Raw genomic sequence first — 15785 nt, 5'->3', positions numbered from 1 at the left:
CGAGTTCATACCATGCGAGTAATGGATACAGCTTTTCAAATAAGACATTGGAAGAGTGTTTGGTGGCTCATTGGTCAGAGTGCGTTATTTTATAGGTTTTCAGCTTTAACATACTGTTTTTTATATGTTTGTTGTTATGTTGCATCTTAACGGTAAGAACTGAAAGATACAATGACCTTCTAGATACAATGACCTTCTGCTACAATGCAGTTTTCGTTTGGATAAAATCTCCAATTCAGCAGCAGGGTAATTACATTGAGTATCGAATCTACGACACTGAAATTCTCCGGGCATCAAACTTTTCCTATCCGTTACGGATGGATTTATAAAATTATTCAAGAAATCGTGAAAGGTGAATCCCTCTCAAGCAAGTCGAATATAGAGAAACAGATGCAGTCAATGGGAATGGGGAAAAACATGGTGCTTTCCGTTCGGCATTGGATTCGTGCGTTAAACTTAGTGACATGTGTTGATAATAAAGAACAAATTTATAAACTAACACCGCTCGCAGAACAACTATTTACTCATAAAAATGGCCGTGCAGCTTATGACGAATATCTCGATAAAATAGGGACAACTTGGTTACTACATTGGTTATTACAATCCATCGATACAAGTCGCGCAGAATTAAATGCATCTCGTTTTTTATTTAATTATTTTAATGGAATACGGGTACGGAAAGATTTTTTATTAACTGAAATAAAAGATGCCCTAATTAACCACGAAAAAGAGCTAACGGAAGAAACGTTAAGCAAAGATATCGATTGTTTATTGCAAATGTATGCGCATAAATCATTACAGTCAAAAAAGATAAATGAGGACAGCTTTGCTTCACCTTTTACAGAACTTGGCTTGCTGAAACAAGAAGATGCTAAAGGATATTTCGCAGAATTATCTCGACGTCCCTCATTACCTGTTGAGATATTTACCTATGCACTCGTTGACTACATGCAGAGAAAGCATAGGGAAAGTAAGGTCAATACTTTGTCTTTTGATGCATTATTAAATGATGTGGGCTCCCCTGGTAGGGTATTCCGTTTATCCTCCTCTGGGCTCAGTGACAAACTGGATCAAGTCGAAACACTCACCGAAGGTAAAATTGCATGGACAGATACTCAAGGTTTAAGACAAGTGCAACACTGTTTCGAAAACCTCGATCATATCGAAGCTAGTCAGTACCTTAAAAACTACTACCAACCAGAGGGAAAATAAGAGTGACTCTCAGTAAACAATACTCTATCGCTACCCGCCATCAACGTTCTACTCGTATCGATAGTGATTTGAGCACCGACTTCTTTCCAAGTTTAGTTTACCATGGAACCGCACAAGCCTCCTTAGAAACGCTTTTTCGGCAGTACGGACAGACCGGCCAAAGCGCCTACACGCTTACTGGTGCCTATGGCTCGGGTAAGTCGACAGTTGCACTGCTAATTGCAGGCTTACTACATTCCGACCCTAGTATCCGTAGTTCAGCACTTCTTGCTATTAATGATGAATCTAAAACATTATTAGAAGAAAGTGCTACTTATCAAGAGGGATGGCTGCAAATACGCTCTGTTGGTGGAGTCAGAGGTCCAGTTGAATCCTTTTGGGGGGCGACACTTAGAGCTCTCGAAGAGCATCCAAAAACATGCAAAGTTAAAGCGCTGGACAAGTATAGAAAAACGACTGTAGTGACTGACAACGAGCTTCTTCGCACATGGAACGCGCTGTTTGAAGATATTGCTTCATATGTTGATGGCGTACTCATCATCGCAGATGAGATGGGAAAAAGTTTAGAGTACATTAATCGAAGCGGCGGTGATTTACACTTATTCCAGGATATTGCAGAAGAGCTATCTCGAATTAATCTACCGGTAATTTTCCTGGGTTTATTGCACCAGGCATTTAGTGAATACGCTAAAGAACGCGGCACAAGACTCCAGGATGAATGGGCCAAAATACAAGGACGCTATAGCGACATTCTTTATAACGTATCAACCGATGAAACGGTTGCCTTGATTAGTAACTCAATAAAAACATCATTGCCACAAAATAAAGGCGATAAGTTAGTTGCACGTGTACTTAGCGCTCTTGAAGATAAGCAACAGCGTAAAGCACTTTTACTTACTCGTTTGGAGCAATGTATTCCGCTTCATCCATTAACAGCTTTGCTATTAGGACCTATTGCCAAGAGACGGTTCAGTCAAAACGAACGCAGTACGTTTAGTTTCTTAAATTCTCACGAGCAGTTTAGTTTTCAACTTTTCTTACAACAAACAAGCAATCAAAATGCTCGATATGATCTTGGTCACCTTTGGGATTATCTAGAAGCTAATATGGAGCACGCTATTCTGGGTTCTCCTGATGGTCATGGTTGGGCGACCGCAACTGATGCGATCAGAAAAGCTCTAAAACAAGACTTTTCACCACAATGTATCCAGCTACTAAAAGCTATCGCTTTGATTACACTATTTGGGAAGCCTGCCAATCTTACCGCAACGGAGAAGGTGCTGTTTACTACAACTGAGATAACAGAACAAAAACAGCTCAATTTGTGTTTGCAACAACTAAAAGAAGCTTCGTGTATTGTATTTAGAAAATACTTATCTTCTTGGGTGATTTTTGAAGGTTCTGATCTCGATATTGCTGGTTTGGTTGAAGAAAAAATTGATCAACTTCATAACAGCAATGAAGCAATTGAACGTATTAGCTTTAACTCCCAAGTTATTGCTAAAGGCCATTACCATGAATTTGGTACCTTACGTTGGGCCGCTCAAACGGTAGCAATGCAACTAAACTATGTCGATATTAATACACTAATCACCTCGCGAAATGGTGAATTCGCGAATTTTTTACTGTTACTAAAAGAAGAGCCGGAAGATCTACTGAAGGAACTGACAAGAAAAAATAAATCGCTGATGCTTGCTTATGCCCCCAATGCTAATGAAATCATTGGGCTGGCAAATGAGAAGTATGCCTTGGATCTTATCCAAAGTGACAAAATATCTGGATCCGCTCTTACACACGACAAAGTCGCTCGTGAAGAACACCGGGCTCGTACATTTAACGCCCAATCAGCCTTAGAAGCCGCTTTAACTTATGCGTTCGATAACGCTATATGGATTCACAATGGCGAAGCTTATGGCAATGAGACCATTAGTGAAATCGCCACTTTTGCTGCTGACAATATTTTTTATCAAACACCTAAAATTCTTAATGAACTCGTTAATCGTAATAAGCTATCTGGTACTGCAGTTTCAGCCTTGAAGAAGCTTTTAGAAGCCATGCTTGATGCAGAGGACCGTGAAGATTTAGGTATTGAAGGGTTTCCTCCTGAAAAATCAATGTATATCAGTTGTTTGAAGAATACGAGTATTCACTTGGCTGAAGGTACAGAAGGGCAGCATTGGTTCAGAGATTATTTGGATACAAAACTTAATGCTGTATTCGCTGCTGCAGAACAACGACTCAAAGATAGCAAGGGCAATGAGGTCGATCTGTCTGAAATTGCTGAATTGTGGGCTAGCGCTCCCTTTGGTTTAACTAAAGGTGTAATTCCGATTTTCCTACTCGCCTTTTTGAAATCGATGGGCGAACAAATAGCATATTATGAAAAAGATATGTCTGGCGAGTTTGCATTTATTGCAGTGCCTGATAGCGATTATGTCCATAAGTTGATTAAGAATCCGAGCGATCTTGCTGCGAAATATATCGTATTGGCAGTTGAAGAAAAAGAGTGGCTGCAAAATCTTGCAGTTTTTGCTGCGACGGAAACCAACCGAAATATTTCGAATAATGTTTTATCTGTCGCAACACCGTTGGTGACGACCATACATAATCTGCCTCAGTGGGTAAAAAATGCACATCATATAGTGACAGGTAATGAGGAACGCAATAAAACTTATTTGCGGGTCCGAGATCTTTTTCTACAAGCTAATGATCCGCATACCCTTCTTATCAAAGATTTGCGGAGAGAATTGATAGCTTTTGGCGCGAATGATTTTTCGAGTCAAATCGATCTTTTGGAAGATTGTTTTAAGACCCTCAGGCACAAACATGAGCAAATGTTGGTTGCAATAAAGGCGAAGGTGAAAACCATTTTTCCTGAAAATGGTGAAGAGTTAGCCCAAATGTGTCTGTACGTTGAGCAAAACTCAGGCGATTTACGTTTAAAAGCTTTCGCTAGAGAACTTGCTAAAAGTGATACTGGATTACTACAGTGGCTAGAGAGCATGATTCAAATAGTCATCGGACGTGGAAAACAGAACTGGAATGAAGGCATTCTGCAAACAGCTTCAAATAAAATCAGTGACTACGCACAAGATTTTTTGAGTGTGGTGAAGTCGCAGCATAGCGCCGGAACAGTTTCTAACTCTGGTAAGACAAAGCTGGTCTCTCTAGTTTTAGAAGGTGATGATGGCAAACTGACTTCATTTAAACGAGAAATCAGAGCCGTAGAACTGGATGAATTGCAAAGCACAATGAGCACTATTGAAAACCATCTCGCTGACTTAGATGATTTTCATAAAATCAATGTGTTACAGCAGTTGTTAAGAAAGTCGCTTGAAGCGAAAAATTAAATAATACAGGTAATGCTCATGAATGATGAACGCAAGGTGAAACATGTCCTTGGCTTGTCAGGAGGTAAGGACAGTGCTGCTCTTTCAGTGTACATGGCTAGGAACTATCCTGAACTTGATATCGAGTATTTCTTCACTGATACGGGCAAGGAATTGCCTGAGGTCTATGAGTACCTAGAACAACTTGAAATTGTGCTAGGTAAACCGATTTTGCACATCAATGATAAAAAGGGCTTCGATTATTGGCTTGAGCAGCACAATAACTTTCTTCCTGCTGGGCAACAGCGGTGGTGCACTATTCGTATGAAACTTGAACCATTTGAGAAATGGATTCGACCTTTCCTCAATGATGGCTACGAGGTTATTTCTTATGTTGGTATTCGTGCAGATGAACCTTGGCGTGACGGTTATCGCCCTAATGAGAATCAAAAATATCTCACGGTGAAAATGCCGTTTGCTGAAGATGGCATAAAAAAACAAGGGGTTCTCGACATACTCGAGAGTGCTGGGTTGGGTTTACCTAAATACTACGAATGGCGTTCCCGTTCTGGCTGTACATTCTGTTTTTTCCAGCGAAAAATCGAATGGGTACGTCTACGCGAAGAACATCCTGAAGCCTTTGAAGAAGCGAAATCCTATGAAAAAAGAGCTGAAACAAGTGCTAATGGAGAAACTTTTTTCTGGATGGGGCCTAATGAACCATTAGAGACGCTGGAAGATCCAGAGCGCGTCAAGCAAATTAAAGAAAATCACGAGAAGGTCAAAGCTCGTTTCGAAAAGAAAAAACAACGTGAGAGAAATCGTCGATTAGGCATGCATGCGATGGTGGATGAAAGCATGCTTATTGACACGTTAGATATGGATGCTATGTATGATCTAGAAGAGGGAGGCGGCGCTTGTATTACATGTTATAAGTAGATTCGCAAATTGCCGCAGGCTAAACAGACACCTCTGAGTCATTTTAAATGGTTTAAAGAGAGGTGTCTATGAGCTTAAGTGTCACCTTAAAGCGGTCAACGAAAACTGGCAACGGTTTTAGAGTATGCCAGAATAATCGTTCTGATTCATTTGACCTCAAACCACCATTATATTCATAAGGCTTGACCTGCTATCTTTTGATTAATACACCACGATGCTAGTAATGTCTTCATCAGTAACGTGAGAGCTTACCCACGTAGAAGTCTATCATCAGTGTCCTCCATGAGGCTATAGCGTGGGTTTCTGCCCTAGAGCTCTGCCGCAAACATGTTTTTCAGGCTCGCCCTTCTTCACCTGACGCAAAAAGTTGGGTGGCATTGAAGTGGTTGAAGTGAAGCCGCTTAAGTCACTTAAAGAGGACAACGTACGTATCAAGAGCTGCTTGCCGAAGCCATGTTATATAAGGTGGTTGTTCTGACGTCAGACTAGAAGCGGGAAGTCGTCGGCGTCATGTTTGAGGCAATGGTCTCTCTGGCTGGCAAAGTTATCTCTGTTTACCGGCATTTTGGGGCGTGTAGTTCATTGCGTTAATTACAAGCGGGTTTACTGCCTTCTCTCACCCCCTCCTCACCACCCGCTTCCCCCGCATCAACCCCTTCCTTTCCATCATCACCCCATCCTGATAATACCGGCTCGGCCATATCACTGACGGATGCACACCCAGCGCATCGGCAATCAAATATTCTCCTTTCGGCCACGGTCGTAGCAGGGCATTAGCGAGTGTTGGCGAACTCAAGCCCGCACTGCGTGATAGCGCAGCGAGCGAGGTGCCTTTCTTGTGCAGGCCCGCGATGATGTCGGCTTTATGCCAGTCTTTAGTCATGATTCCTTCCTGACGGTTTCTGTAATGTGATGAGCTAATAGTGAAATACTACGTTATTCGTAGCTATATTTGCACTCTTAAAACTACGTATTACGTAGTTTTGCGATCGTCACCATGCAATCCTGTAAAACGATGCAATAAGTCATTCGTGGAATAGCGATGTGCTAACTACGTTTCTCGTAGTATCGGAAGCGGTAAAAAGCTACGACTATCGTAGCTATGAACGACTCCGCAAATTACCAACAGATCTTTTGTGAACGCCTGAAATCAGCGCGTCTGGCAAAGAAACTCTCGCAGAAACAGCTCGGCATCCTGGCCGGGATAGACGAATTCGTCGCCAGCACGCGAATCAATAGATATGAGAAGGGCGTTCATCAGGCGAGCATAGAAGTGGTACATCAGCTTGCGCAGGCGCTGGATGTACCACTGGCGTATTTCTATAGCGAAGAGGATGAGCTTGCCGCCTTGTTACTGCGTTGGCAGCAGCTCACCAAAGAGAGCAAAGCGGCAGTGGCGGCGCTGGTTAACGAGCAATAACCTTAAGCCTCGCCACCGCCTAAACCCGCCTCCCCACCAGCTCAATCATATTAAAAAACGCCCCCGCGCCGGCATCCATAATCGGCACCATCATTTCCTGCGCCATCGGGCATTCCATAAACTCATCCCAGGCTTTGGTGCAGCAATCCATCTCACGCGCCTCGCTCAGCGCCATGCCGGGTGCTTTCTCCCACAACGCCTTCCACCAGGCACGGGAGAAAAAGTACCACTCCGGCGTCCAGAAGGGCTTCACCACCTCCGGCAGGTTGCCCTCGGAGTAATCGCCAGTGAACCCTGGCACGGCCACGGCGATGTGCCCGCCGGGTTTCAGGTAGGGCAGCAGCTCAGGCAGCATGGTGTCGTTGCTGCCAAAGTACTGATACGCATCCACGCTGATGATGGCGTCGAAGTAATCGTGCGCGAACGGGATATCCTTCGTGGCATCGAGGCGCAGGGGGAAGATGCGGTCATCCAGCCCCAGTGCGGCAAAGCGCTGCGCGTTCTCGGTGGGGGAGATCCACAAATCCGCGGCGAAGACAGTCACATCGAACTTCTGAGTGAGCAGAATGGAGGAGATTCCCTTCCCGCAGCCGAGGTCCAGCACGCGCATGCCGGGCCGCAGGGGCAGTGAACTCGCCAGCTCCTCGGTAATGCGCATCGCGTTCGGGCCCATCATGGTCTCGCGCAGAAATGCGCGGTCATAGGCGTCGGTAAACGGTGTAGTGGTTGTCATGGTCATCACTGCTCCTTAGCGATTATCCAGCTGGGCGCGAACGTTGTTCAGCCCGGTGGTGTTGATGCGGTACGGCTGACCCTTCACGGACTTGATCAGCTTTTTGGTTTTGAGTTTTTTGAAGACGGCGAGCGTACAGTCGCTGAGCAGCAGCCCCTCGCGGGTAAAACACGCAACGGTGGTGACGCGGCCAGAGGCGTCGCGGGTGTGGACGATGCGTCCACCTTTGGCGAGTACGTGTAAGGTACGTTGTTCCTGACGGGATAAATTCATACTGAAACCTGTAAATCATCATGTGCAAAACGTGCAAACACCCGGCGGTGCCCGCATTCCATTTCAGCGCAGTGATAATCAGCCCGGCCTGAACAGGTCGGCTAACTGATTATCAGATGATTACATTCTCCAGCATCGAAGCCTCGGTATGAGTAGACAGATATTAACGCGGTGAATGTTAACACGTGAGGTTTGTGGGGGAATAATTTGGCTTAAGGCGTGTGATCGGGATCGGGAAAACGAACGTATTTTGTGATTGATTAGCCGATTTGCGGCCACCTTCCCAACTAAATCAGGTGGGGGCAGGAAGGGGTTTATTCACAAGATGAGGGCGTTATACTGCGTAAGTCCTCGTTTTGGAAAGGAATGGAGCATGAGCTATTACAATTCGAACGCCATCTATGACAGTCTCGTCGGTAACCGAAACTACTGCTGGACGGTGGGTAACGCCTGGATTCTGGTGTATGGCGATCAGGATGCGACGCCCAAAGTGATTGTCTTTGCCCACGATCATTCCTGGCAGCACGATAACCGCGTGCCTGCCGTTATTGCGGCGTTATCCCGGCGCACCGGACTGCCGAACTTACATATCGAATTCGACGTTAACGCGCCGGAAATTACTCAGGTTACCCATCATGTTGACGATCGCACGACGCAGGTGCTGAATTCTGAGCAATTAAAAGCATTATTCGCCGGGTGTGGGGTGCCGGTAAATAACCAGTCGTTTTCGAAGGCGATCAATGACAGAGAGAGCAGCGTTTACCATAAGTGGCAACGCGCAATGCTTGGCAATATCACGGTCAGCGACATTGACCTGATTCCTGTTCAGAACCAGCAAATGCAATGCATTATGGAACTGAAGCGGTCATATATTGATATTCAAAGCTGGAGACCTTTTGATAAAGATAAAGCCAATTTCAGGCTTCTGCATAATCTTTGCACTATGGCACGGCTGGGTTTTGTGATTGCCTATAACGTCCGGCATAAAGAGCCTAAATTTTTCGACGATCCTTCTCGCATTAAGCTTTTTTACTACGATGCGAATTTCAACATTTCGCAGGAGAAGATTGTGCCGCTCAGCGATTTCCTGTCGCTGAATTACTGAGAGAAAAACGGGCGCAGAACGCCCGTCTCAGTTACTCCACTTTGCTTTCCATCAACCCATTAATCTTCTCATACACCGCCTGCGCGCTGGTCGCCTCCGTAAACTCCACATTCACCGCCTGTTCTTTGAGCATATCGAAGAACTTACACTGCACCTCGACAATCGCCTGATCGCCAACGCGCATATTCTCCGCCTTGGTCTCCACCAGCAGGTAAACGTTGGTCGCGTCCTCGCGCTCAATCAGGTAAACGAAGTCAGGCGTGGTGGTGCCGCCGGTGTATTTCGGGACCTGAATCGCCCGCTTCGGCAGTTTGCCAAACACGGTGACCTTCGCCGGGTAGTTGTGCTTGAGCAGCGCCAGTTCCGGGTCGGCGCTGTCGTAGCGCAGCGGCGGCAGCTCATAGAGATAACGTGGGTCGTCGATAGCGCTATGATCGGTGGACTTGCCGAGGATCTCCGCCGTCACGTCCTCTTTAAACGCCTGGCGTGCGCTGTCGAAAACCGACGTAGAGGCCTGGAACGCCAGCGGTTCGTACACGTAATGCTGAGCAAAGCGTTCGTCGAAGCGCTGCTTAAACTCGCGCACCAGGTTGTCCAGCGTCGGCTGGCTCAGGTAGCGGGCATCGCCCTGGAAGGTATCGCGCAGCGTGGTGAGCAGCAGCGGATGAAGCATCTTCACCGGCAGGCTGGTGTGCAGCACCAGTTGCTTGAGAAACTGGCCGTACGGCAGGCCCGGCAGGAACTGGCGCGCGTCGTAGTCGCCTTCACGCTCTGCCACCACCATCTTATTGCCGTCGCCCATGCGCAGCGTCTGCTGCGTCTGGTTCGGCATCTGCCGGGTGTACAGGTCGGTGTTGCCCATCACCGCCTCAGCAATATCTGCGAGCGAGTCCGGGATGCGCTCGAACTGCAACATATAGCGGCGGGAGAAGTGCAGCCAGACGTCCTTTAGTTGCTCCCAGTTCTCTTTGCGCAGCTTCACGCGCAGTTTAGAGGCCGGTTTATTCTCCTGAATGCGGTCTGCGCGCACGCGCGCCTGATCCAGCTCGGAATAATAGTGCAGCAGCCAGGCAAAGCCGCTTTGGGTGACGCCATCAAGGGTTACTGCATCGTGGAAATCATTATTTCGTTTGATGAGACCTTTCTCATCCAGCTCGTTCAGCAAGGTCTCTTCGTTATACGCCGGGTTCACCTTCTGGCGTTCGGTGACGATTAGCTTGATCATCGCCTCATCGAGTTTGTGCTCGTTAAGCTGAATCTTACTGTCGCGGTTAATCTCATCGACCAGGGTGCGGGCAAAGGCTTTTTCGTCATAGCCGATCAGGAATGCCAGTCGGGAAGGCCACTCTTCCTGCTGCACGCGATGGCCGTTTTCATCCACCGGCAGGCGCAGGCCGCGGCCTACTTCCTGGATTTTGCTCGCCTCACTGCCGGAGGTGCGCAGTTTGGCGATCACAAAGACGTTCGGGTTATCCCAGCCTTCGCGCAGCGTCCATTTGGAGAACAGGAAACGGCGGGTCTCCCAGTTACCGTGCGAATCTTTAAAGCTGAGCAGCTTCTCTTTATTTTTGAGAATGTCGTCAACTTCTGCCTGAATGGCTTCGTCGCCGCTGCCCCGGTCCTCACCAAAATACCCGGCGTGCACGTTCTGCTCATCCGAATTAAGGCTCGCGAGAGTCGCGCGCAGGAAGGACAAATATTCCACTTCACGCGGCAACGTCTTGGGCTCGTATTCGCTGATAAGCGCCGTCAGCTTGTTACGCAGTAGCCGCTCGAAGGTCAGCTTTAACCAGCCTTCGCCGTCACGGTAGCTCTTAATACTGTCGATAAAGAACAGGCTGAGGGATTTAATGCGCGGCGCGTTGTTGTCGCGTTCGTTACCGCGCAGGAAGTTGGCCTGCTCGGTGGCGAAATGTTTGTCGATGGCATCCTGAATAATCAGCGCCTGGTAGCTGGCGTTAAAGGTGCCAGGCACCAGCGCCATGCCGGTTTCCAGCTCCAGATCGTTGGAGAGCATTTTGCTGCCGGCATATTCAATATTGCCTTCAAATCCGGCGTCCACGTCGGCCAGATTATCCCCCACGCCCACCTCGAAATAGCGGCTGCCCTGTTTGAGGGTCAGCTTTTTGGCGCTGAGGCTGTCGACGATGTAGCGGTTCTGCGCCTGCGCTTCGCTGAGGTTCGGGTAATAAATATCGATGCCTTTCACCAGCCCGCCGTTGAAGCTGTCCACCGCGTTAAGGTCGAACTGCGGCTGGCGGCGGTAATAGTCTTTACGCACCACTTTATTTTTGCCTTTCCCTTCTTCGATTTCCGGGAAGGTGGCGCCAAAACGCACGATCATCTGCGGCTTAATCGACTCGACGGCTTTGTAGAATTTGTTATCACGGGCGAAGCGGTGTGGCTCATCCATAATCACCACCGGGCGGGTCATTTGCAGGCCTTCGATGGGCGAGGTCAGCCCGCCAATTAAGGTCTGATCATAATCGCTGCGGGTCATGCTGGCGGAGTTCAGCATCTGGGCGTTAATCAGCAGCACCTGAATGGTGTGGCTGTTGCTGCGGCTGGCATCAGTGAAATTGAGCAACTGCACCGGGAAGTTTTTGCGGCCCGATTTGGCTTTGAAATCCCCGGCGTTAATAGTGGAAAGCTCAATGCGCGTGTTTTCATAAAACTGCGAAAAGTGCTGACGGGCATAGTCGCTGGTAATAAAGTTGCGCGCCCCTTCCTTGATGGCCGGCGTCGGCACAACGAGCACGAATTTAAACAGGCCATAGCGGCGATGCAGTTCATACATCAGGCGGGTATAAACGTAGGTTTTCCCGGTGCCGGTTTCCATTTTCACGTCGATATGGGTGCTATCTTCATAGCGGCCGTTGATCAGCGGATTGGCGAAATTATCGTGGTCCGCTACCGAGCCATCAATACCGGAAAAGTGGTTGAGTATCGCCTCAAGCGCCTGTTCCTGGTGCGGAAGTTCTTCTAATAAAATTTTCATCTCGCCCGCCTCAGTAACGCTTCACCAGGTTCACTTTCTGGTCGAGCTGTTTTAAGCCCAGTTCCAGTTCGCGCAGGGATTCGAGGTCAAACGAATAGCCGTAAACCACCACCGTCTGCACCGCCAGTTGATGGGTGCCAATCTGGTTCAGCAGCGCGCGGGTTTGCGCCGCGCGCCATTTCTCTTCGATTAAATAGAGGCGCGTGCCGTCCACATACGTGGCGGTGTAGTCCGCGAACGCTAGCTTTTGCGCATCGACGTCCAGCTTGTAGCCGTCGGCGACCAGCCAGGTGGTGAGGATCGTCTCTTCCCCGGCGGTGTTGCCGGAAAGCCCCAGCGCGCTTGCTGAAAACGGCGTAATCATATTGTCGAAGCCGGACTCACTAAAGGCCGTCAACTGGCCGCTGGTGGTCATGAAATTGCCGGTGGCGATATCGAAGCTGTCCAGATCATCCAGCGTCTGCTGCACCGGGGTGACGAAACGATAATGTTTAAAGCCAAGATCCGTCTCGGTATCCGGTATTTCTGCACGGATTTTGCGGGCCGCGCGTTTAATACGTTCACGGCTCATCTGGTCAATGGAGGTGAAGCCCAGCGCGCGGGCGGCATTATCTTCGCGGATAGGCTCCGCCAGTTGCACGGTAATAAAGCTGTGCGTGCTGCCGGTCTCGGCATTCAGCTCCAGCACCGCATGTGCCGTGGTGCCGGAACCGGCGAAGAAGTCCAGCACCACGCCGTTCTCAATGCCCTGAATCGAGTTGAGCATCCGTTTTACCAGGCTCACCGGTTTCGGGTTATCGAAGTGAATATCCAGTGCGGAGAGCAGGGTGTCGTCGCTGCCGCCAAAATAGAACAGTGACGGCACGTTCTCGTACATATTCTCTTTGAGAATGTACTTACGGTTCGGCTGCGTGGTGTCATCTTTGCCAAACAGAATCAGCCCTTTTTCCTGCAGCTCTTTCATGGTGGCGGACGGGTTACGCCAGCCGCGTTCCGGCAACGGGCAGGGCTTGCCGGTTACCGGGTGGATCAGCGGAATGAAATAATCATCCGGCGCTTTTTTCTTATTCGGCCACGCCATCGAAACCGGACGGAAAATATCGCCGTTATCGTCAATCTGGTTATAGGCCTTTTCGCCGCCGCTGAAGTTTTGCTGGGCGATCCACTCTTTATATTCTTTGCGCACCGCGTCGGTGATGCCGTTGTGTTTTTTAATTAAAGAGTCGACTTTCTCCAGCATGCGGGCGGCATTCTCTTTCGGCCGCTTCAGGCTGTTGACCGCTTTAAAGGCTTCACTGTTTTTACAGTACGCCAGAATCACTTCGTGCTGCTGAGAAATGCCGGTGGCATCGCCTTTGGGATTGCGTTTATCCCAGACGATTTCGCCCAAATCATTGGCCTCGCCAAAAATCTCATTGCACAGCAGCTTGAGGTTGGCGTGCTCGTTCTCGTCAATGTGAATAAAGATGACGCCGGACTCACGCAGCACCCGTTTTGCCAGCCACAGGCGCGGGTACATAAAGGTCAGCCAGGCGGCGTGGGTCGCTTTACCCTGAATGGATTTCAGCCGGGTCAGCTCCTGATCGTTCAAGCCGAACATCGCCTGCAGCGCCTGGTCGCTGTACTCAAAGGTGTCCGGGTAGACAAAGCCGTCGGAGCCGGTGTTGTACGGCGGGTCGATATAGATGATGTCGACGGCGTTGTGGTAGTTGTTCTGCAGGTGGCGCAACACCTCAAGGTTGTCGCCGGTGAGGAACAGGTTCTGGCTGGCGCTGTTTTCTGGCTGCGCGTTGTGTTCGCTGTCCGGCACAATCACGGTAGCGGATTTCTCACCGGCCTGTTTTTTTGCGTAATCTTTGCCAATGAAATCAAGCTGGTAACCGCTGCTTAACTCCTCAATGTTGCGTTCTCTGAGCGCGTACTGAAACTTCGCCAGGTCAAAGGTGCCTTTGGCTAGCAGGTTGCCATTCTCATCGTATTCGTCCGGGGTGAAAAACTCAGGCAGCTTCGCGTGCAGTTCATTCAGAAAGGCGCTGTTGGGCGTAATGGATTCATTCTGTTTCAGTAAATCTTTAAGCATTCACGGTGACTCCGAAGCGACGTTCCATTGAGGGTCAAAAAGGCAGGGGCGATGATACAAAAAAAAGGCCGGGCCGCCTACCTTGCGGGGCAGGGTAAGAAGGGGGAATCCCTTATCGAGGGGCATTAAAAGGAGCCCATGATGTGGGCTCCAGGCGAAACGGGGTGAAGAGGGGAGTCAGATCAGTTGTGGCTGGATCTCATCGATAAACTGGTTCCACTTAACCGCCCAGGCCGCCAGTTTTTTCGCCTTCTCGGTCTCGTTCATGGCGCTGAAACGATAGGAGTTTTCAATCAGTTGCTTGATATCGCGCAGGTCGATCATCGCACCGTGATACACCTCCCACAGATCCCAGGTCAGCCCGGCGGTTTCAAAGATCTGCGGATCGTCAGAGCAAATCGTGCACTGCACGTCCTGCTGCATAAATTGCGCGATGGGATGGATGCGTAAATCTTTGGTGTAGCGCAGCATCTGGTTGCTGATTGGGCAGATTTCCAGGCAGATTTTCTCGTCGCGGATCTTTTTCATCAGCGTGGGAAAGTTGTACAGGTTAATGCCATGACCGATGCGTTTAGTACCCAGTGCCCAGGCCGAATGGACGTTGTCGTTATCCGCCCAGTTGCTTTCACCATCGTGGAAATAGAAATCCACGCCGCTGTTGGCTTCGATAATGGCTTTCGCGTAATCGTCGGTTTTGTGGTTGGTATCCTCCTCACTGACCAGATCAAAGCCGATCACAAACTCACTGCCATCCTCGTTTCTTAACGCCGCTTGCCAGGCTGGGATATTTTTCAGGATCTCAACGGCTTCTTTGATATCTGCGTCGTGACTAATACCTGTACGCCGACTGGGGGCAACAATGGCTTTGACGGTTAAATCCGGGCAGCCTTCGTTTCTGGCAATAAGCCAGGCTTCTTTTAACAGCGTCAGTGCCTCCGGCGGCGTGGCGTTGTACGGTATTTTAGGTGGCGCAACCCTGGCAATCTCGCCATCGTTGTTGTCCACTAATTCGGGAACCCCTGCCCGAATTTCAATATAATCATTGCCCGCGTGGTACTGATGCTTAAAGGCGGCAACGTAGTATTTCTTGTAGACAGCGCGAACTTTAAGGATCGACGATACGGCTATAAAGTAATCGTTAAAGCCATCCCAGATATACTCAATATCATCAACGCGGCGGTCAATGAAGGTGAGCATCCGTTTTGATTCAACAAAAGGCGTGGAGTCGAATTCAGCAATGTCGTGGTAATTGTAGAATTTTTTGTGCGCCGGTTTTTGAGTTAAATAAAAGAGCTTACCGTTGGGCCAGTCGGGGCGAATACCGGCATCCGGGTCCCAAAAAACATACACATTCGGGTCGATGGCGAGCATATCGGTAAACGCCTCGGTGTTCCAGGCGGCTCCGGTATGAATATGCAAATTTCCGCCTTGCGGCATCTTTTTGAAAATATCAAACAGGTGATTATGCTCAATATCCTGCTTAGCCAAATGAAACATTAAAGAAGGTGAATAGGCATCGTAAATGTATTTACGCTCGCCGATTAATTCCTGGCGTTTTGCCTGCATGTAGTCATTTAATTTCTTCTCTTTGGGCGTTAATACAGCCTGATCCCGGCTGAACCATGTCTTACGATCCTGCGTTTTTATCTCCGCAATAGCGGCCTGATATTCAGCCCATGACGTCGCGCATTTCATT

General features: G+C 48.7%; 11 protein-coding genes. 5 read left to right on the top strand and 6 right to left on the bottom strand.

Going from position 1 to position 15785, the window contains the following annotated elements; genetic code table 11:
* Nucleotides 1-255 precede the first annotated feature (255 nt).
* The 3 genes from ACUY4Q_RS21175 to ACUY4Q_RS21165 are packed head-to-tail and all read left to right on the top strand — an operon-like array spanning nucleotide 256 to nucleotide 5480.
* The gene (locus tag ACUY4Q_RS21175; protein ID WP_458044640.1) at nucleotides 256-1212 is read left to right on the top strand and encodes a DUF4007 family protein; all 957 of its coding nucleotides are present in this window, start codon (nucleotides 256-258) and stop codon (nucleotides 1210-1212) included.
* Nucleotides 1213-1214: 2 nt separating this feature from the next.
* Nucleotides 1215-4562 carry a hypothetical protein gene (locus ACUY4Q_RS21170; RefSeq protein WP_458044639.1) on the top strand — a complete coding sequence of 1116 codons (3348 nt, stop codon included), beginning with the start codon at nucleotides 1215-1217 and terminating at the stop codon, nucleotides 4560-4562.
* An 18-nt stretch (nucleotides 4563-4580) separates the two neighbouring features.
* Nucleotides 4581-5480: a phosphoadenosine phosphosulfate reductase domain-containing protein gene (locus ACUY4Q_RS21165; RefSeq protein WP_458044638.1), complete on the top strand. Its 900-nt coding sequence runs from the start codon at nucleotides 4581-4583 to the stop codon at nucleotides 5478-5480.
* 616 nt (nucleotides 5481-6096) lie between these two features.
* Here the strand turns inward: ACUY4Q_RS21165 and ACUY4Q_RS21160 are convergent.
* Nucleotides 6097-6363, bottom strand: a complete 267-nt coding sequence (locus ACUY4Q_RS21160) for a helix-turn-helix domain-containing protein (protein ID WP_458044637.1) — start codon at nucleotides 6361-6363, stop codon at nucleotides 6097-6099.
* A gap of 219 nt (nucleotides 6364-6582) precedes the next feature.
* Between ACUY4Q_RS21160 and ACUY4Q_RS21155 the strand changes: the two genes are divergently transcribed.
* Entirely contained in the window at nucleotides 6583-6900 is a 318-nt protein-coding gene (locus ACUY4Q_RS21155; protein WP_458044636.1) for a helix-turn-helix domain-containing protein, read from the top strand.
* Nucleotides 6901-6919: 19 nt separating this feature from the next.
* Here the strand turns inward: ACUY4Q_RS21155 and ACUY4Q_RS21150 are convergent, their stop codons facing one another.
* Together ACUY4Q_RS21150 and ACUY4Q_RS21145 are read right to left on the bottom strand one after the other, a co-directional pair.
* A complete protein-coding gene (locus tag ACUY4Q_RS21150; protein ID WP_458044635.1) occupies nucleotides 6920-7639 on the bottom strand; it encodes an SAM-dependent methyltransferase in 720 nt (239 codons plus the stop codon).
* A 9-nt stretch (nucleotides 7640-7648) separates the two neighbouring features.
* Nucleotides 7649-7906, bottom strand: coding sequence for a YjhX family toxin (locus ACUY4Q_RS21145; RefSeq protein ID WP_458044634.1), 258 nt, complete (start codon nucleotides 7904-7906; stop codon nucleotides 7649-7651).
* Between the two features lie 373 nt (nucleotides 7907-8279).
* Between ACUY4Q_RS21145 and ACUY4Q_RS21140 the strand changes: the two genes are divergently transcribed.
* Nucleotides 8280-9011: a hypothetical protein gene (locus ACUY4Q_RS21140; protein ID WP_458044633.1), complete on the top strand. Its 732-nt coding sequence runs from the start codon at nucleotides 8280-8282 to the stop codon at nucleotides 9009-9011.
* Between the two features lie 31 nt (nucleotides 9012-9042).
* On the opposite strand, the gene ACUY4Q_RS21135 is transcribed toward ACUY4Q_RS21140, so the two are convergent.
* The 3 genes from ACUY4Q_RS21135 to ACUY4Q_RS21125 all read right to left on the bottom strand — a co-directional run bounded on the left by ACUY4Q_RS21135 (nucleotide 9043) and on the right by ACUY4Q_RS21125 (nucleotide 15784).
* Nucleotides 9043-12009, bottom strand: a complete 2967-nt coding sequence (locus ACUY4Q_RS21135) for a type III restriction-modification system endonuclease (RefSeq protein WP_458044632.1) — start codon at nucleotides 12007-12009, stop codon at nucleotides 9043-9045.
* A 10-nt stretch (nucleotides 12010-12019) separates the two neighbouring features.
* On the bottom strand, nucleotides 12020-14089 hold the full coding sequence (locus ACUY4Q_RS21130; RefSeq protein WP_458044631.1) for a site-specific DNA-methyltransferase: 2070 nt from the start codon (nucleotides 14087-14089) through the stop codon (nucleotides 12020-12022).
* 177 nt (nucleotides 14090-14266) lie between these two features.
* Nucleotides 14267-15784, bottom strand: coding sequence for a hypothetical protein (locus ACUY4Q_RS21125; protein WP_458044630.1), 1518 nt, complete (start codon nucleotides 15782-15784; stop codon nucleotides 14267-14269).
* Between the last annotated feature and the right edge of the window lies 1 nt (nucleotide 15785).

The sequence above is a fragment of the Phytobacter cepae genome (genome assembly GCF_054165735.1).
This window is presented reverse-complemented; position numbering and strand designations above follow the sequence as displayed.